Consider the following 18,120-nt stretch of genomic DNA (forward strand, 5'->3'; position numbering starts at 1 on the left):
TATATTTGTAGACTTAGTTTAGTTAGCACTAAATGCGAGGAGTAAGTCATTATGAATCTTAATTTAGAAAATGGATGGCAAATCCTCCCAATCGGTGGTGACACAGATACAGCATATATGGGAATAAAAAGTGATCAAAAAGTATTTTTAAAACGAAATACCTCTCCTTTTTTAGCAGCATTGTCTTTGGAAGAAATAGCACCTAGACTAATATGGACGAAGAGGATTTCAACAGGTGATACTTTGACTGCTCAAGAGTGGTTAAATGGTAGATCTTTATATAGGAGTGAAATGGGACAAAAATCGGTATCTGATTTATTATATAAAGTTCACCATACTCCTGTACTTAAAAAAATGTTAATTCAAGTTGGTGGGAAAGTAGTTACGCCAATTGATTTAGTGAGAAAATACTTTGAAGGACTTCCTGATGATTTAAATCAGCATCCGTTATTGAATAAAGTAGCAAATTATCTAAAGGCTAATCAGCCTGATTTAAAGTCTGACTTTTATGAAGTATGTCATGGAGATTTAAATCATAAAAACTGGTTGTTGTCAGATAAAGAAAAGCTTTATTTAGTGGATTGGGAATCAGCTAGAATTGCTGATCCAGCTAGTGATCTTAGTATGTTAATGTGTCAATATGTCCCACGTAAAAATTGGGAGCAATGGTTACGTCAGTATGGTTTAGAAGTGAATAGAGATTTATGGTATCGAATTTACTGGTATTCATTGATAAATTTATTGCTCGATGTTAAATACTATCATCAACGTGGTCGTTTCACAGAAATGAACCAAGACATATTAAAAATATCGGAATTAATTAATGAACTTAATTTTTAAAATGTAGAATTGTTGAGATAGAGGAAGTTAGTACATTAACCCCTCTATCTTTTATTTTTTGTAGGAGGACTAGTATTGCGATTAAGAAATAAACCCTGGGCTAAGCCTTTGATTGAAGAAAATCCAGATTTTGTAGTAACAGAACCAACAAAATTAAAAGGAAAATGGCACACACGTTTTCAAAATAATAATCCAATTTTTGTCGAAATAGGAATGGGAAAAGGTCGTTTTATTGTTGAAATGGCCAAAAAGAATCCAGAAAAGAATTACATTGGATTAGAATTACAGACAGTTGCTGTAGGAATTGCCTTGAAGAAACAGTTAGAAGAGAAACTACCTAATCTTCAGTTAATATGTGCTAATGGTAGTGGCTTAGGAGAATATTTTGAAAAAGGTGAAATTGCAGGTATCTATTTGAATTTTTCTGATCCTTGGCCTAAGAAACGTCAAACTAAAAGAAGATTGACGTACAAAACTTTTCTTGAACAATATAAAGAGGTATTAGATTCAGATGGACATATTGAATTTAAAACTGATAACCAAGGATTGTTTGAATATTCTTTAGTTAGCATGAATAATTTTGGAATGAAATTTGACGGAGTTTGGTTGGACTTACATTCATCTCCTGAGGCTGAAGATAATGTAATGACAGAATATGAGGAAAAATTTAGTAAAAAAGGGCAACCAATTTTTAAATTAGAAGCCCATTTCTAAGTTGATAATATGTGAGTCAATAATTTTTCCGGTTTTTGCATCTGCAGTAAAGGTATAATTAATGGTTTTTCCTGAAGGATCAATACATTTTACACCACCAGCATAAGTTAATGGTTGATTAAATTGATAATTTTGACGAGGGTATACGTGGATCCAGGAATCTTTGACTATATACTGTTTGGAAAATTCGTCTCTTATCTTTGATAAAACAGTCTCGCTATTTTTGATATACTTCCTTTTTAAATAGAAGATGAGCAAAAATAAAGGACAAAGGACAATAAGCAGAGCAAAAAGCAATTGTAAGTTCAGTTTTTTCACAGTCATCAATCCTTTCAAACTAACTATAGTAATATCAAATATTTGATGAATAAGCAATATATTTTACTTATTATTTTTTTAAGTTATAATTAAGGCATAATTAATTACAAAAAGTAAGGAAGTGTCTGTAATGGAACAATTGGCAAAAATGAATAAACAAGAACTAGAAGAAAAATTAGCAAAGGGAAAATACGTACTATTTTTCACAGCTGGTTGGTGTCCTGATTGTCGTTTTATAAAACCAGCTATGCCTGAAATTGAAGAAGAATTTTCAGATTTTAACTTTATTCAAGTTGATAGAGACGAAAATATTGATTTATGTCAAGAATTAGATGTATATGGAATTCCAAGCTTCATTGTTTATGAAGATGGAAAAGAAGTAGATCGTTTTGTAAATAAAGATAGAAAGACTAAGAAAGAAGTAGAAAATTTCTTAAAAGCGATCTAAAATTTTAATAAAGGAGAAAAGAATCAGATGTTTATTGCTAGTTATAATCCTAAAAGTATAGGTGATGTATTGGTTGTTGTTCTAAGACCTGATACAATCCAACAAAAATCAGAAAAAAAGGGAAATGTTGTAAGAATTTTTGACGCTGAAAGTAATACAACATTAGGATATAACTTTTTTGGTATTTCAACTGTGTTGGCGGACCTACAAGGACATGGAGAGGAACAATTAAATCAAGAACAAGTGGATAAGTTGAATAAATTACTTGAAGAAAATGATTTTGATCCAGAATTAATTTTAGATGCTAATCCAAAATTTGTTGTAGGGTACGTAGAAAGTATGAAAGAACATCCTGATTCTGATCACTTACACATTACCAAAGTAAAAGTTGATAATGATCAAGAATTGCAAATTGTATGTGGTGCTCCAAATATAGACGAAGGGCAAAAGGTTGTAGTGGCTAAAGTAGGAGCAATGATGCCAAATGGCGCTATGATTTTTCCTGGAAAATTACGTGGTGTAGAAAGTATGGGAATGATTTGTTCTGCTAGAGAATTAGAGTTACCTAATGCACCACAAAAGAGAGGAATTTTGGTTTTACCTGAAACCGATGCTTTTGAAGTAGGAAAAGAGTTTAATTTTGTAAAAGGTGCAGAATTATTTGTAAATAAAGCGTAATAATATGATAGAATGGGCTAGTATTCAAATTTATTTTGAAATATTAGCCTATTTTTTATAGGAAAATAAAGAATTTAGATAGGATGAGATAGAATGGAACATTATGATGGACCAGCTTTTTTTCGTAGACAAGGTCGATCAAGTAATATAGATGAAAATAGTGCAAAAAAAAGTTCAAATGTTTCTTCTACATCTTCTTTTAAGAAAGCTAGTCATAAATTTGAAGGAAGAAATATTAGACGTCAAAGAGCTTTTGTGCGGACAAGCACAACTTTAGACAGTTATAGAACACGTTCATTTCGCCCTACATATGTACCACCTTCATCTATTAAGTTTACTAACAAGAATGACAAAGAAAAATATAGTAAGTTAGTAGCAAAATTGAGATTAAAATTTAATAATTTATGGTTATTTACGGATGATTTTCAAGAGCCTAAAGATATTGTAGATGATAATATCTTTGAAGAAAATAATCTCCAACAAATTGAAGATAAAAATGAATTACCTGAAGATGAATTAGAAATACCAGCAGATAGTAAGTCAATTGAAGAAATAAATGATGACAACGCTGATGGCAATATTAAAGTTAATAAAGAACAAGAAATTAGCGAGCCTACTGATAATGAAGAAGATAAAGGAAATGAGAAGACAGAAGATATAGGTAGGAATGAGATAGAAATTTCAGAAGATTCTATAGAAGAACAAAATGATACTGATACTATTTCTTCAGAAGAAAGTGATGATAATAGTATGGATACAGTAATTCCTTACGAAACAGCTAGAAATTATCATCATGAAGAAATTGAAAAAACTGTAGAACTTAAGCAGCAAGATGATAATGCTCCTAAGAAGAAAGCATTAGATCGTTCTTTAGATGAAATTATGCAACAAGAAAAGAATGATATGCAAAGTCACTTATCCTTATTTAATCAGTCGCAAAAAGGTGACAATAAAGAAGATTTAATGTATAAATTCCCGGAAATGTCATTACTACCAGATCCTGTAATTAATGATGAAGATGAGATGGATGAATGGGTGTTACAAGAAGTAGATATTCTAAATGAGACTTTAGAGGCTTTTCATGTTAAAGCTGAAGTTACTAATTGGACTATTGGCCCAACAGTTACTCAATTTGAAGTAACGTTAAATAGGGGAGTTAAAGTTAATAAAATTACAAATTTGACAGATGACTTAAAATTAGCTTTAGCGGCTAAAGATATTAGAATAGAAGCACCAATTCCCGGAAAACGAAGTGTGGGAATTGAGATACCAAATAAAAAGTCACGTCCAGTTATGTTATCAGAAGTCTTAAATTCTAAAGTCTTCAAAGAAGCAACTTCACCTTTAACTGTAGCATTAGGTGTAGACTTATTTGGACAACCTCAAGTTACAAATATAGCTAAAATGCCACACGGTTTGATTGCGGGAGCAACAGGTTCGGGAAAATCAGTATTTATCAATAGTATGTTAGTATCTTTATTATATAAAGCAACACCGACAGAGCTAAAACTGTTACTGATTGACCCTAAAGCTGTTGAAATGGCTCCATATCATGATATTCCACACTTATTAGCTCCTGTTGTATCTGATCCTCAAGCAGCTACGGCATCATTAAAATGGGCAGTTAATGAAATGGAAGAACGATTTGAACGTTTAGCGGCTGCAGGAGCTAAAAATATAGAATCGTACAATGAAAAAGCTGAGGAAAATGGAGATTATGGATTAAAAATGCCATATATTGTCATCGTTATAGATGAGTTGGCAGATTTAATGATGGTCGCTTCTTCTGAAGTTCAAGATTATATTATAAGAATTACACAAAAAGCGCGTGCAGCAGGGATACATATGATAATTGCAACGCAACGTCCAAGTGTAGATGTTATAACTGGTGTTATTAAAAGTAATATACCTACTAGAATTGCTTTTATGGTATCTAGTCAAGTTGATTCAAGGACGATTTTAGATTCGTCTGGAGCAGAAAGATTACTTGGTAGAGGAGACATGTTGTATTTAGGAAATGGTGAAAGTCAAGCAAGACGTATTCAAGGAACGTACGTTGAGGATGAAATAGAAAAGATTACAGACTTTATCCGAGAACAAGGAACTCCGACATATGCTTTTAATCCAGATAAGTTAAAAGTTATAGAGACACAGACTGAAAATGAAGATGATCTAATGCCTGAGATTTTAGAATATATTGTTAATGAAGATGGAATTTCTATATCTAAGCTTCAAAGAGTATTTTCAATAGGCTATAATAGAGCTGCAAAAATTATTGATGATTTGGAAAGTAAACAATACATTTCGTCTGCAAAGGGGTCTAAACCTAGGGACGTATATTTAACTCCTGAAAAACTTGAAAAAATGAAGGAAACAAATTAAGTCTAAATAATAAAAATAATTATATTTATGGTATCATTGAAATGATCGGAAGTTAGAAAAGAGGAAACGTAGATTATGAATAGTGAACAAACATATTTTTTTGTAGGAATTAAAGGAACTGGAATGAGCTCTTTAGCTTTAATTTTGCATGATAAAGGATATAAGGTTCTAGGATCTGACATTGATAAGTACACTTTCACACAAAGAGGTTTAGAGAATGCTGGAATAAAAATTTTACCATTTGATGAAGATAATATTAAGGAAGATATGATCGTAGTTGCTGGTAATGCATTTGGTGATGATCAAGTAGAAATTAAAAAAGCTCATGAGATGGGATTGACAGTACAAACATACCCAGAAACAGTAGAACAAATTATTGAAGAAACAACAAGTATAGGTGTTGCTGGTGCACATGGTAAAACAAGTACATCAGGTTTACTAGCTCATGTATTAAGCGGAGTATCACCAACAAGCTATTTAGTTGGCGATGGTTCTGGTAAGGGAACTCCTAATGCACGTTTCTTCGTTTTTGAAGCAGATGAATATCGTCGTCATTTCGTTGCATATCACCCAGATTATGCGATTATGACTAATATTGATTTTGATCATCCAGATTATTTCACAGATATTGATGATGTTAGAGATGCATTTGAAACATTGGCTATGCAAACTAAAAAAGGAATTTTTGTATGGGGCGAGGATGAAAACTTGCGTAAACTTAATGCAAAAGTTCCAGTGCATTATTATGGTACTAAGTCGGATGATGATTTTAGAGCTGAAAACATTAAACGTACAACAAAGGGTTCTAATTTCGATGTCTATTTCCATGATGAATTTATTGGAAATTATGATATTCCAATGTTTGGAGAACACAATGTTTTAAATAGCTTAGCTGTAATTGCTGTTTCTTATATGGAAAAAGTAGATCAACAAGAAATTGCTAAAGAATTGTTAACATTTAAGGGTGTTAAGAGACGTTTTACGGAAAAACGTGTGGCAGATATGGTGATTATTGATGATTATGCACATCATCCAGCAGAAATAAAAGCAACAATAGATGCAGCCCGTCAACAATACCCAGATAAGAAGATAATAGCAGTATTCCAACCACATACTTTCAGTAGAACAATTGCGTTAATGGATGAATTTGCTGAAAGTTTAAGTTTAGCAGACAAAGTTTACTTAACTGATATCTTTAGTTCTATTAGAGAACATGATGGAAAAGTTTCTTCTGAAGATTTAGGTAAGAAAATTAGTAAAGGTGGAGAGGTTCTAAAATTAGATAATATGTCCCCTCTACTAGATTTTCATGACGATGTTGTTATTTTTATGGGAGCAGGAGATATTCAAAAATATGAACATGCATATGAAGATTTGCTAAGTAATTTGAGTCTAAAAAATAACTAGTTATTAAAAGATCATTCTAAAAAATATCAAAACAGACGCCTGTCTAATTAATTGTTAAAAAAATCTATATGTGGTATGATATGTCTAAGAAAACGTGGAGGTGTTGTCATGTCTGAAGATGTGCATAGGCGCGGTAAAACAATTGATGAGATAAAAGAAGGAGATTCTTTAACTGTTACTGAAAGTATAAGCGATAGAGATCTGTTATTATATTTAGGTATTACAAACGATAATAATCCTCTATATATCCAACATGATTATGCAAGAGATACTGAGTATCAAAAGCCAATCGTTCCACCAGTATTACTTACAGGTATTATTACAAGTTCAATTTCTAAAGTTTTACCGGGACCAGGTAGTGATGTAGTTAATTTATCAACTAATTTTATCCTTCCCGTCTATCATGATGAGATGGTAACATTTAGTTTTGAAGTTATTAAAGTTGATAGCATGAAAGAAGTTATTACGATTTCTGTTGAAGGTGAAAATGAAGATGGAGATCGTGTTATTGATGCAGTGGTGATTGTAAAGCCACCTAAGATTTTTTAATACTTTAGACTATATGAGAGGATTTGATATTGAGAATGAATAATAATGAAATTTATAGAAATCAAGCTGGACTAAATAGTTTTATGGCTAAGATGTATGGTTTTATGGCTGGTGCAGTTGCAATTTCTGCTGTCACAGCTTATCTGATTTCTAATGTATATCAAGTACAAGCCCTAACTTTTTTTTCTAATAATCGTTGGGCTGTATGGGGAATTTTGATTTTGCAAGTTGTTTTAGTTATGTCAATGTCTTTTAAGGCAGATAGATCACCTGCTATGTCGTTAACTGGATTAGGATTATATTCAGTGTTGGAAGGATTATTCTTTGGACTAATTGTTCAGGTATATTCAAGCCAAGATGTAACGATGGCATTTGTTTCAGCAACTGTTATGTTTACAGTATTAGCTTTAATGGGAACAAATACTAAGAAAGATTTGTCAGGAATAGGTCGTCAAGCAATGGCTGCTTTGATAGCTTTAATTATTGTAATGATAATTAATATTTTCCTAAGAAGCTCAATTATAACTTTGGCATTTTCATTTATAGGTGTTGTTATCTTTGCAGCTTTAATAGCTTGGGATTCACAAAGATTTCGTCAAATGTATATTCAATATGGAAATCAAATTAATACGACAAATTTAGCGATTATGGGTGCATTACAATTATATTTAGACTTCGTAAATTTATTTATACAATTATTAAATATTTTTACTGGTTTAGGTGGAAACAAAGATTAATATTTCAGGCTTGGGATTTTTCCCAAGTCTTTTTTTATTTAATAGAATATAGTTTATTGGTACAATAAGATTAGAAGAAAACGAAGGGAGTATATAGTTGGACTTCCAGCTAAGTGTATTATGGTAGAAGAAAAAAATAAATTATTATTAATAGATGGAAATAGTGTCACATTTAGAGCTTTTTTTGCTTTGCACAATTCTTTAAGTAGATTTGTAAATCATGAAGGACTACATACTAATGCAATTTATGGATTTAAGAATATGTTAGATAGCATCTTAACTAAGGTTAACCCTACACATATATTAGTAGCATTTGATGCTGGTAAAACTACTTTTAGAACTGAAAAATTCACTGATTATAAAGGTGGGAGAGCTAAAACTCCTTCAGAATTATCAGAGCAATTTCCAGAAATAAAAAATTTACTAGAAGGATATGGAATAAAAACTTACGAGCTAAAAAATTATGAGGCTGATGATATTATCGGAACATTAGCTGCAAAAGCTGAAAAGAAAAATTATGATGTTGTAGTTGTTACAGGAGATAGGGATCTAACGCAATTAACAACTGACAAAATAACAGTTGCTGTAACAGTTAAGGGTGTTAGTGAAATTGAAGAATATACTCCAAGTCATGTTGAAGAAAAAATAGGTTTAATCCCTGAACAAATCGTTGATATGAAAGCTTTAGTGGGGGATACTTCTGATAATTATCCTGGGGTTACAAAAATTGGTGAGAAGACAGCAATTAAATTGTTGAAACAATATGGTACTTTAGATGGAATCTATAAAAATATAGATGAAATGAAAAAGTCTAAGATGAAAGAAAATTTAATCAGAGAAAAGGAAATTGCTTATTTATGCCAAGATTTAGCAGAAATTAGAAAAGACGCTCCAGTTGAAATAGATTTAGAAGAAACTGAATGGACTGGAAAAGATATTGAGAAACTAATAACGTTATATCAAAAATTAGATTTTCGAAAGTTTTTATCACAATTAAAGGATGAAAGTAGTGAACAATTAGATATTTTTGAATCTAAAAGTAATATAGAGTTTACTGAATTAACAGAAGAAAATTTAGATGATATAAATGTTAGTGATAATGACGAAATAGTATTTAATTTAGAAATAGATGGAGAAAATTATCATACAGCTGAAATTATTGGTTTTTCTATTAAAATAGATGATAAATATTTAGTGTCGGATGATATAGATTTACTAAAGAAAAAACAAATCAAGAATTTGTTGGAATCAGATGAAGTTGAAGTAGATCTATTTGATGGCAAAAGACAATATGTTGGCTTAAATAGATTAGGTGTTACTTTATCGAAAATTAATTTTGATTTGTTACTTGTATCATACTTGCTAGATAATAGTGAAAATAGTAATGATCTAGGTCTGTTGGCACAACAGCACGAATATTATGATGTAGAATCTGATGAGCAAATATATGGTAAAGGTGCTAAACATGCTGTGCCAAAAGATAAAGAAGTTTTATTTGAACATTTAGTGAGAAAAGTAAAAGCGATAAATAATTTAAAAGAAAAATTATTTAATGAGTTAGAAGAAAATCAGCAACTAGATCTATATACAAAAATAGAACGTCCATTGTCGATTGTATTAGCAAATATGGAAATTGCGGGCGTAAAAGTGGATAGTAATAGACTAGAAACTATGCAAAGTGAATTGAAGGAACGATTAAGTGAACTAGAGCAGGAAATATATAATGAAGCTGGAGAAGAATTTAACTTAAATTCACCAAAACAGTTAGGTGTTATATTGTTTGAAAAATTAAAGTTACCAGTTATTAAAAAGACAAAAACAGGATATTCAACAGCAGTAGGTGTATTAGAGCAACTTAGAGGTATGTCCCCAATTGTTGATAATATTTTACAATATCGTCAATTAGCTAAAATACAATCTACATATATTGAGGGATTGTTAAAAGTAGTTTCTAAGAAAGATGGGAAGGCCCATACAAGATATACTCAAACATTAACTTCAACGGGAAGACTATCTTCAGTTGATCCAAATTTACAAAATATTCCTGTTCGTTTAGAAGAAGGTCGAAAAATACGTCAAGCTTTTGTTCCAAGTCATCCGGGATGGGAAATATTTTCTTCTGATTATTCACAGATTGAATTACGTGTATTGGCACATATTTCAAAAGACAAAAATATGCAAGAGGCTTTTAAGGAAGGCATGGATATTCACGCAAGTACAGCGATGAGAATTTTTAATGTAGATAGTCCGGATGAAGTAACTCCTAATATGAGAAGACAAGCTAAAGCTGTTAATTTTGGAATTGTATATGGTATTAGCGATTACGGTTTATCACAAAATATAGGAATATCAAGAAAACAGGCTAAACAATTTATAGATACCTATTTAGATACATTTTCAGGCGTAAAAGATTATATGGAAAAAATTGTTGAATTCGCTAAAGAAAATGGATACGTAGAAACTATTTTTAACAGAAGAAGATATCTACCTGATATAAAGAGTCGTAATTTTAATTTACGCTCTTTTGCTGAAAGAACGGCTATGAATTCACCAATTCAGGGTAGTGCAGCTGATATTATCAAGGTTGCGATGATTAATATGCAAGAAATGTTAAAAGAAAAGAATTTACAAGCAAAAATGCTACTTCAAGTACATGACGAATTAATCTTTGAAGCACCAACAGAAGAAATTCCATTATTAGAGGATATGGTTCCAAAAGTTATGGATTCAGCAGTTAAGCTAGATGTACCGCTAAAAGTTGAAAGTAAGCATGGACAAACTTGGTTTGATACGAAGTAGGAAGGTGAGATAATGCCTGAATTACCAGAAGTTGAAACAGTACGTAGAGGATTAGAGAAATTAGTCTTAAATAAAAAAATAAAAGATATTAGAGTGTTGTATTCAAAAACTATAGTTAATGAAGAATCAGAATTCATAGAAAAATTAACAAATAAAACTATTAAAAAAATTGATAGACGTGGGAAATATCTATTGTTTAGATTTAGTAGTGATTTGACAATGATTTCCCATTTGAGAATGGAAGGAAAATATTTCGTTGAACCAAGTACAAAAGAAGTTGAAAAACATACCCACGTAGTATTTGATTTTACAGATGGAACATCGCTTAGATATAACGATGTTAGAAAGTTTGGCAGGATGCAGTTGGTTAAAACAGGAATGGAAATACAAACTGCTGGTTTAGCTAAATTAGGGCCAGAACCTAAAGAGAAAACATTTATAGTTGAAGATTTTTCTAAAAATTTGAAAAGGAGAAAAAAAGCTATAAAAAATGCCTTATTAGATCAAACAATAGTGGCAGGTTTGGGAAATATTTATGCAGATGAAGTGTTGTGGATGAGTAAAATCCATCCTGAAACACCAGCAAATAAATTAACTGAAGAGGAAGTTAAAGTTTTACGAGATAATATTATTAAAGAGTTAGCGTTAGCTACCGAAGCTGGAGGAACTACAATTAGATCATATACAGATGCATTTAGACATTCTGGAGGATTTCAGTTTAGCTTACATGCTTATCAAAGAACAGGAGATCCTTGTGAGAGATGCGGAACACCAATTCAAAGAATTGTTGTAGGTCAGAGAGGAACACATTTTTGTCCTAAGTGTCAGGTGGTAAAATCATGAAAATTTTAGGATTAACTGGCGGAATAGCTTCAGGAAAGACGACTGTTAGCACATATTTAAAAGAGATGGGATATCCAATTATTGACGCTGATAAAGTTTCTCGTAAAGTTGTGGAGCCACATACAGAAGGTTTAAAAGAAATTAGTCATTTTTTTGGAAATGATATTTTACAATCTGATGGAAGTTTAAATAGAAAAAAATTGGGTGAAGTAGTTTTTGAAAACAAGGACAAAAGAGAGTTACTTAATAAAATATTGAGTAAAAAAATACGCACAGAAATAATTGATCAAATTGAATATTATAAAAAGCAAGGTGCAGATGTATTAATCCTAGATATTCCTTTGTTATTTGAAGGTGGATATGATAAGATGTGTGATTTTACAATGGTCATATACATTCCCAAAGAATTACAAATAGAAAGATTGATACAAAGAGATGGACTAACTAGGGATAAAGCGTTAAAAAGAATATCTGCTCAATTAGATAGTGCAGAAAGAAATTCCAAAGCTGATATTGTCATTGATAATTCAAGAAGTATTGAAGATACTCATAATCAAGTGATAGAATGGCTAGAGAGAAATAATTTAATGTTAGAGAAATGAGGTGAGCTACAACTATGAAATGCCCAAATTGTCATAAAAACGGTTCTAGAGTTGTAGATAGTAGACCAGCGGATAATGGACATGCCATTAGAAGACGCCGAGAATGTGAGCAGTGTGGATATCGATTCACAACATTTGAGAGAGTCGAAGTAACCCCTTTATTAGTTATTAAGAAGAACGGAACAAGGGAAGAATTTCAAAGAGAAAAATTGCTAAGGGGAATTGTAAGAGCTGCTGAAAAACGTCCTGTAGGAATAGATGAAATTACAGAAATAGTTGATAAAGTTGAAAATAAACTACGCTCTGTTGGAGGAACCGAAGTCTCAAGCCAATTAATTGGGGAATATGTAATGAAAATATTGGCTGATGTTGATGAAGTTGCCTATATTAGATATGCGAGTGTTTATAGGGAATTTAAAGATATGCACGCCTTTGCTGATGAATTAAGGGAATTAATGGATCGTGAAGAAAATAATTCGAAAGATTAGGATGAGTTTATGGATAGCGCATTGAATAAACTATCACCAAAAGATGGATATTTGGTATCTGCATCTACCTATATAGATAATCATGATATTGAAATTGTTCAAGTGCTGTATCAGCCAATAATAGGTATTGTAGCAGTAGCATTATATTCATATTTACGTTTCGAAATTGACTCTAAATTAATATTAAGTGAGAGAAAACTGAATAAGAATATTATAGATGGCTTAGGGATAAGTATCCCTGAGTTATATGATGCACGTTTGAAGCTTGAGGCTACTGGGCTTATAAAAACGTTTGAAGGTGAAGATAAATTAGGTAAGTATCATATCTATGAACTTCAAAAACCATTAAACGAAGTGAAATTTTTTACAGATGATTTATTAAGCACGGCGTTATTAGAAATGGTTGGAAATGAAAAATTTAAAAAATTATCTTTATGGAATAAATTTGATAATAATTATCATGATAAAAAAGAAGTTACAAAGCAATTTTTTGATGTATTTAATTTAAATAAAGATAATATTGTTTTACAAGCTCAATTAAATAATAGTAAGATTTCAAATGATGAATCTCTTATTAATCGTCAAAAGGTGTCATTAGACATGACAGTTTTTAGTGATTTCATAAAGAACTCATATGTAAGTTCAGATGATGTTATGAATCACTTAGATATTATTAAAAGTGTCAAATTAGTTTATGGTATAGATGAATTTCAATTAGTAAAACTTTTAGAAAAAGCAATTAATGTAACAAATAATAAGATTGATTATAATGAATTTAAAAAATTAGCTCAAAAAAATTTTGATAGCGGAATTCGAAGAAACTTTAAGAAAAACAAGATAGTAGAAACGGCTAAAGCTAAAGATGACGAAAAAGATAAGAATATTGATCCTTTAGTTAATGCTTTTAAAGCCTATGTTCCATTAGAATTTTTAGAGATTCTAAAAAATGAGTTAGGAAGTTTTGTCACTGCTAATGAAAGGTATGCTGTAAAAACATTGGTAGAAAAGCAGATGTTACCAAATGAAGTTATTAATGTTTTAATTCATTATTTGTTAGTTGTTCAAGATAGTTCTACCATCTTAAAAGGAACATTTGAAAGAATTGCTGCTGATTGGACAAAGAAAAAAATAAAAAACGCTCAAGAAGCGATGACTTACGTTAAAAGTTTCACTCGAGAAAAATCACTACAACGCAAAGCGACAAAAAAAGATTCAAAAGGCCGCAAAAGTAATGTAATTGTTAAAGAGAAATTACCTGAATGGGCTAAAGAAAAGGGAAAGAATAAGCTAACAGATGTTGGAAAGAAAGAAAATAAAGAAATTGACGAGCTATTGAAAAAAATAAATGGAAAGTAGGTGAGCTATGTGGAAGATATGGGAAAGGAACTTAGTAAAAGACTAGTAGAAAATAAGTGGGAAAAAAAGTATAAAGAAATAATTGAAAAAAGTATAAAAGATGATGATGTGCAATTGTTTTTACGTGAAAACAAAGATAGACTAAGTCATCAAGAAATATTAAAGGGTGCAAGTAAGTTATATGAATTTGTTGACTTAAAACAAAAAATAGCAGAAGGAAAAGAAGTTTTTGCCCCAGGGTATTCGCCACAATTAACTATTAGTGATCATCACATTGAAGTAACATATGTACCTACTAAAAAATTGATAGAAGAGAGACGACTAAGAGAAATAAATAATAGAATTAATATTGTCAATCTTCCTAAAAGTATTCGTAAAGCAACACTAGAAAATTATTATAGAGATGATGATGGAAGAATGATAGCTTTAAAAAAAGCTATAGAATTTGTTGCGAACTATACTGAAACGCCTAATATCTTTCATAAAGGACTATATTTATCTGGATCGTTTGGAGTAGGAAAAACATATTTACTGGGAGCGATTGCTAATAAATTAGCAGAAAAGGGGATAAAAGTAACTTTAGTTCACATGCCATCTTTTGCTGTAGAAATAAAAAATTCTATTGGTAAAAATACCACTATGGAAAAAGTTGATGCTTTGAAAAAAGCTCCTGTATTAATGATGGATGATATAGGTGCTGATCAATTAAGTAGTTGGTTTAGAGATGATGTTCTAGGTGTGATTTTACAATATCGTATGCAAGAAGAATTACCAACTTTCTTTAGTTCAAATATTGCTTTAGATGACTTAGAAGAATTCTACTTAACGCAGAATACGAGAGGTGAGTTAGAACCCTTGAAAGCAAAAAGAATCATGGAAAGAATTAGATTTTTAGTTGATGAAGTAGTTATTAATGGTGAAAATAGAAGAAATAAATAATGAAAAACCCTTGAATAATCTTCAAGATAATGGTTAAATAAAACTGTAGATTTCGTGAAAGACAAACGGATTACTATGATTCAGGGATGAAAGGCTTGACTGAAAACTTTCAATAATGTAGTATTCTTACCACTTTCATGTATTGTTTAATGAAAAGTTAGACCGGTGCGACCGTTAACAGCACAATGAGTAGTTTGTTTAAAGCTAAAAATTAAAGGTGGAACCACGTTAATAGCGTCCTTAATACATCAATGTTGGTGTGTTAGGGACGTTATTTGTTTCATAGAGAATTCAGGAGGTAGAATTAATGTCTAGTATAAAAATTACATTTCCAGATAATTCAGTAAAGGAATTTGATGCTGGTGTAACAACAGCTGAAATTGCTAAATCAATTAGTATCAGTTTGGCTAAAAAAGCTGTTGCAGGAAAAGTTGATGGTAATTTTGTTGATTTAAATCAACCATTAAAAGAAGATGGATCTATTGAAATTATTACAAAAGATTCTAATGATGGATTAGTTGTATTGTGGAGAACAGCAGCACAAGTTTTAGCTAATGCATTACATGAATTATACCCAAATATGAAATTTGGTTTGGGTGATGTTACAGAGCATGGATTCTATTTTGATACTGATAATTCTGAAGGCCAAGTTGCAGAAACAGATTTTGAAAAGATTTCTCAAAAAATGTCTGAAATAATAAAGGCAAACTTACCTATAGAACGAGTTGAGTTTTCAGAAGAAGAAGCTTTGAATTTAGTATCAGGTGACGAATATCAAGAAGAATTAGTTAGAGATGTAGCTAATAAAAATAATGGTAGAGTAGTTGCTTATAAGCAAGGTGATTTCATTGATATCACTGATGGAGTAGTTTTATCTTCAACTGGTGAAGTAAAGATTTTTAAACTATTATCTGTTGCTGGTGCATATTGGAAAGGTGCTTCAAGCAATCCAATGTTACAACGTATCTATGGTACAGCTTTTTATAAGCAAAAAGATTTGGATGCTGAATTACAACGTCAAAAAGAAGCTCGTGAAAGAGATCATCGTGTAATTGGAAATGAATTAGATTTATTCTTTGTTGATCCTAAAGTTGGTGCAGGATTACCATATTGGATGCCAAATGGTGCAACAATTCGTCGTGTAATTGAACGATATATAATTGATAAGGAAGTTGCATGGGGATTCCAACATGTCTATACTCCAGTTCTAGCAAATTTGAACTTGTATAAGCAATCTGGTCATTGGGATCACTATCGTGAAGATATGTTTCCACCAATGGATATGGGCGATGGTGAAATGTTGGAATTACGTCCGATGAACTGCCCATCCCATATTCAAGTTTACAATCATCACAAGCGTTCATATCGTGAATTGCCATTACGTATCGCTGAATTAGGTATGATGCATAGATACGAAAAGTCTGGAGCATTAACAGGATTGTCTCGTGTTCGTGAAATGACTTTGAATGATGGTCATGACTTTATTGAACCAGATCATATTGAAGATGAAATTAAGACTTTAATTAAATTAATGACGGAAGTTTATAATGACTTTGATATTACAGATTATCGTTTCCGCTTAAGTTATAGAGATCCTAAGAATACAGAAAAATACTTTGATGATGATGAAATGTGGGAAAAATCTCAAAGTAAGTTAAAAGCTGCTATGGATGATATGGGTCTAGAATATTTTGAAGCTGAAGGCGAAGCTGCATTCTATGGTCCTAAGATTGATGTCCAAACTAAGACAGCTTTAGGTGGAGAAGAAACATTATCAACTATCCAATTAGATTTCTTATTACCAGAAAGATTTGATTTGAAGTACATTGGTGCTGATGGTGAGGAACATAGACCAGTTATGGTTCACCGTGGAATTGTTTCAACTATGGAACGTTTTACAGCTTACTTAACTGAAATGTATAAGGGTGCATTTCCAACTTGGTTAGCTCCACACCAAGTAGATATTATTCCTGTTAAGAATGATTTACATATGGATTATGTAAATGATTTAAGCAGTAAATTAAGAGCACATGGCATTCGTGTTACTGTTGATGATAGAAATGAAAAAATGGGATATAAGATTCGTCAAGCCCAAGTAAACAAGATACCTTATACACTTGTTATTGGTGATGAAGAAGTTTCAAACGGAACAGTGACAGTTCGTAAATATGGTGAAGAAAAGACTAACACTATGACAAAAGCTGAATTTAAGAATCTTTTGTTTGAAGATATAGAAAATTATAGTAGAGAAAAATAATTTCTATTATAGTCTTGACGCTTTTAAGTGTAGTTGATATACTTATAAAGTTGAGAAAAAAGCAGAGGCACCCGCTTCTCGCCTAGGAAATGTAGGTTTCCGGGCAGAAATTATGATATTAATTCTAATTAAAACGGATTATTAAGACGGGCATTCTGATTTTTTGGATGTCCGTTTTCTGCATTTTCTCTCTGAATTATTTTTGGAGGTGAATATCATAGCAGTCGATAAAATGGTTAATGAAGGCATTCGTGCTCGAGAATTAAGATTGATTAGCGATAATGGTGACCAATTAGGTGTAAAGACTAAGCAAGAAGCTCTAAAAATGGCTGAAGATGCAAATCTTGACCTGGTTTTAGTTGCTCCTAAAGCTAAGCCACCTGTTGCAAAAATCATGGATTACGGTAAATATCGTTTTGAACTTCAAAAGAAACAAAGAGAAGCTCGTAAAAAGCAAAAAGTTGTTAACATCAAAGAAGTTCGTTTAAGTCCAACTATTGATACGAATGACTTTAATACTAAGATGAAGAATGCACGTAAGTTCTTATCTAAAGGAGACAAGGTTAAAGTTTCCATTCGTTTTAAGGGACGTGCAATTACTCATAAGGATATTGGTCGTGATGTCCTTAATCGTTTTGCAGAAGCAACTGAAGACGTTGCAACTGTAGAGTCTAAAGCAAAAATGGATGGTCGTAGCATGTTCTTAATGCTTGCACCAAAAACTGAAAAATAATAAAACAATTTATTTTAGGAGGATTTATAA

17 protein-coding genes and 1 other annotated feature are annotated in these 18,120 nt (G+C 31.4%); of the genes, 16 read left to right on the plus strand and 1 reads right to left on the minus strand.

The window, feature by feature from the left end; translation table 11 throughout:
- Nucleotides 1-51 precede the first annotated feature (51 nt).
- On the plus strand, nucleotides 52-840 hold the full coding sequence (locus tag FC55_RS02510; RefSeq protein ID WP_003699765.1) for a phosphotransferase family protein: 789 nt from the start codon (nucleotides 52-54) through the stop codon (nucleotides 838-840).
- Between the two features lie 75 nt (nucleotides 841-915).
- Complete coding sequence (gene trmB, locus FC55_RS02515) at nucleotides 916-1,554, plus strand: tRNA (guanosine(46)-N7)-methyltransferase TrmB (RefSeq protein WP_003699767.1); 639 nt, start codon at nucleotides 916-918, stop codon at nucleotides 1,552-1,554.
- Here trmB and FC55_RS02520 read toward each other — a convergent pair.
- On the minus strand, nucleotides 1,537-1,878 hold the full coding sequence (locus tag FC55_RS02520) for a hypothetical protein (RefSeq protein ID WP_223687525.1): 342 nt from the start codon (nucleotides 1,876-1,878) through the stop codon (nucleotides 1,537-1,539). The genes trmB and FC55_RS02520 overlap by 18 nt on opposite strands.
- 124 nt (nucleotides 1,879-2,002) lie before the next feature.
- On the opposite strand from FC55_RS02520, the gene FC55_RS02525 reads away from it, so the two are divergent.
- From FC55_RS02525 to infC, 14 genes are all read left to right on the plus strand, one after another.
- A complete protein-coding gene (locus FC55_RS02525; RefSeq protein ID WP_003699770.1) occupies nucleotides 2,003-2,320 on the plus strand; it encodes a thioredoxin family protein in 318 nt (105 codons plus the stop codon).
- Nucleotides 2,321-2,347: 27 nt separating this feature from the next.
- Nucleotides 2,348-2,998 carry a YtpR family tRNA-binding protein gene (ytpR, locus tag FC55_RS02530; protein WP_003699772.1) on the plus strand — a complete coding sequence of 217 codons (651 nt, stop codon included), beginning with the start codon at nucleotides 2,348-2,350 and terminating at the stop codon, nucleotides 2,996-2,998.
- Nucleotides 2,999-3,091: 93 nt separating this feature from the next.
- Nucleotides 3,092-5,380 (plus strand): DNA translocase FtsK, encoded by a 2,289-nt coding sequence (locus tag FC55_RS02535; RefSeq protein WP_003699773.1) that lies wholly within the window; start codon nucleotides 3,092-3,094, stop codon nucleotides 5,378-5,380.
- A 75-nt stretch (nucleotides 5,381-5,455) separates the two neighbouring features.
- Nucleotides 5,456-6,787, plus strand: a complete 1,332-nt coding sequence (murC, locus tag FC55_RS02540) for a UDP-N-acetylmuramate--L-alanine ligase (protein ID WP_003699774.1) — start codon at nucleotides 5,456-5,458, stop codon at nucleotides 6,785-6,787.
- A 108-nt stretch (nucleotides 6,788-6,895) separates the two neighbouring features.
- Nucleotides 6,896-7,336, plus strand: coding sequence for an FAS1-like dehydratase domain-containing protein (locus FC55_RS02545; protein WP_003702490.1), 441 nt, complete (start codon nucleotides 6,896-6,898; stop codon nucleotides 7,334-7,336).
- Between the two features lie 35 nt (nucleotides 7,337-7,371).
- The gene (locus FC55_RS02550; protein WP_003699778.1) at nucleotides 7,372-8,073 is read left to right on the plus strand and encodes a Bax inhibitor-1/YccA family protein; all 702 of its coding nucleotides are present in this window, start codon (nucleotides 7,372-7,374) and stop codon (nucleotides 8,071-8,073) included.
- Nucleotides 8,074-8,193: 120 nt separating this feature from the next.
- Nucleotides 8,194-10,872 carry a DNA polymerase I gene (polA, locus tag FC55_RS02555; protein ID WP_003699780.1) on the plus strand — a complete coding sequence of 893 codons (2,679 nt, stop codon included), beginning with the start codon at nucleotides 8,194-8,196 and terminating at the stop codon, nucleotides 10,870-10,872.
- Between the two features lie 12 nt (nucleotides 10,873-10,884).
- Complete coding sequence (gene mutM, locus FC55_RS02560; protein ID WP_003699782.1) at nucleotides 10,885-11,715, plus strand: DNA-formamidopyrimidine glycosylase; 831 nt, start codon at nucleotides 10,885-10,887, stop codon at nucleotides 11,713-11,715.
- On the plus strand, nucleotides 11,712-12,317 hold the full coding sequence (gene coaE / locus FC55_RS02565) for a dephospho-CoA kinase (protein ID WP_003699783.1): 606 nt from the start codon (nucleotides 11,712-11,714) through the stop codon (nucleotides 12,315-12,317). The genes mutM and coaE overlap by 4 nt, the downstream gene beginning before the upstream one ends.
- 14 nt (nucleotides 12,318-12,331) lie before the next feature.
- Nucleotides 12,332-12,805 carry a transcriptional regulator NrdR gene (nrdR, locus tag FC55_RS02570; RefSeq protein ID WP_003699785.1) on the plus strand — a complete coding sequence of 158 codons (474 nt, stop codon included), beginning with the start codon at nucleotides 12,332-12,334 and terminating at the stop codon, nucleotides 12,803-12,805.
- A 9-nt stretch (nucleotides 12,806-12,814) separates the two neighbouring features.
- Nucleotides 12,815-14,161 (plus strand): DnaD domain protein, encoded by a 1,347-nt coding sequence (locus FC55_RS02575; RefSeq protein ID WP_003699787.1) that lies wholly within the window; start codon nucleotides 12,815-12,817, stop codon nucleotides 14,159-14,161.
- 9 nt (nucleotides 14,162-14,170) lie between these two features.
- Nucleotides 14,171-15,100, plus strand: coding sequence for a primosomal protein DnaI (dnaI, locus tag FC55_RS02580; RefSeq protein ID WP_035149667.1), 930 nt, complete (start codon nucleotides 14,171-14,173; stop codon nucleotides 15,098-15,100).
- A gap of 307 nt (nucleotides 15,101-15,407) precedes the next feature.
- Complete coding sequence (gene thrS / locus FC55_RS02585) at nucleotides 15,408-17,357, plus strand: threonine--tRNA ligase (RefSeq protein ID WP_003699791.1); 1,950 nt, start codon at nucleotides 15,408-15,410, stop codon at nucleotides 17,355-17,357.
- Nucleotides 17,358-17,410: 53 nt separating this feature from the next.
- Nucleotides 17,411-17,546: a sequence feature (ribosomal protein L20 leader region), on the plus strand.
- A 43-nt stretch (nucleotides 17,547-17,589) separates the two neighbouring features.
- Nucleotides 17,590-18,090: a translation initiation factor IF-3 gene (gene infC / locus FC55_RS02590; RefSeq protein ID WP_003705897.1), complete on the plus strand. Its 501-nt coding sequence runs from the start codon at nucleotides 17,590-17,592 to the stop codon at nucleotides 18,088-18,090.
- Nucleotides 18,091-18,120 lie beyond the last annotated feature (30 nt).

The sequence above is a fragment of the Ligilactobacillus salivarius DSM 20555 = ATCC 11741 genome, assembly GCF_001435955.1.
Classification (GTDB): Bacteria; Bacillota; Bacilli; order Lactobacillales; family Lactobacillaceae; genus Ligilactobacillus; species Ligilactobacillus salivarius.

Coding starts and splice junctions, on each gene's coding strand:
- coaE (WP_003699783.1), top strand. CDS start 11,712: ATGAAAATTTTAGGATTAACTGGCGGAATAGCTTCAGGAAAGACGACT.
- nrdR (WP_003699785.1), top strand. CDS start 12,332: ATGAAATGCCCAAATTGTCATAAAAACGGTTCTAGAGTTGTAGATAGT.
- murC (WP_003699774.1), top strand. CDS start 5,456: ATGAATAGTGAACAAACATATTTTTTTGTAGGAATTAAAGGAACTGGA.
- FC55_RS02545 (WP_003702490.1), top strand. CDS start 6,896: ATGTCTGAAGATGTGCATAGGCGCGGTAAAACAATTGATGAGATAAAA.
- thrS (WP_003699791.1), top strand. CDS start 15,408: ATGTCTAGTATAAAAATTACATTTCCAGATAATTCAGTAAAGGAATTT.
- FC55_RS02510 (WP_003699765.1), top strand. CDS start 52: ATGAATCTTAATTTAGAAAATGGATGGCAAATCCTCCCAATCGGTGGT.
- polA (WP_003699780.1), top strand. CDS start 8,194: ATGGTAGAAGAAAAAAATAAATTATTATTAATAGATGGAAATAGTGTC.
- FC55_RS02535 (WP_003699773.1), top strand. CDS start 3,092: ATGGAACATTATGATGGACCAGCTTTTTTTCGTAGACAAGGTCGATCA.
- FC55_RS02550 (WP_003699778.1), top strand. CDS start 7,372: ATGAATAATAATGAAATTTATAGAAATCAAGCTGGACTAAATAGTTTT.
- FC55_RS02525 (WP_003699770.1), top strand. CDS start 2,003: ATGGAACAATTGGCAAAAATGAATAAACAAGAACTAGAAGAAAAATTA.
- infC (WP_003705897.1), top strand. CDS start 17,590: ATGGTTAATGAAGGCATTCGTGCTCGAGAATTAAGATTGATTAGCGAT.
- ytpR (WP_003699772.1), top strand. CDS start 2,348: ATGTTTATTGCTAGTTATAATCCTAAAAGTATAGGTGATGTATTGGTT.
- FC55_RS02575 (WP_003699787.1), top strand. CDS start 12,815: ATGGATAGCGCATTGAATAAACTATCACCAAAAGATGGATATTTGGTA.
- FC55_RS02520 (WP_223687525.1), bottom strand. CDS start 1,878: ATGACTGTGAAAAAACTGAACTTACAATTGCTTTTTGCTCTGCTTATT.
- mutM (WP_003699782.1), top strand. CDS start 10,885: ATGCCTGAATTACCAGAAGTTGAAACAGTACGTAGAGGATTAGAGAAA.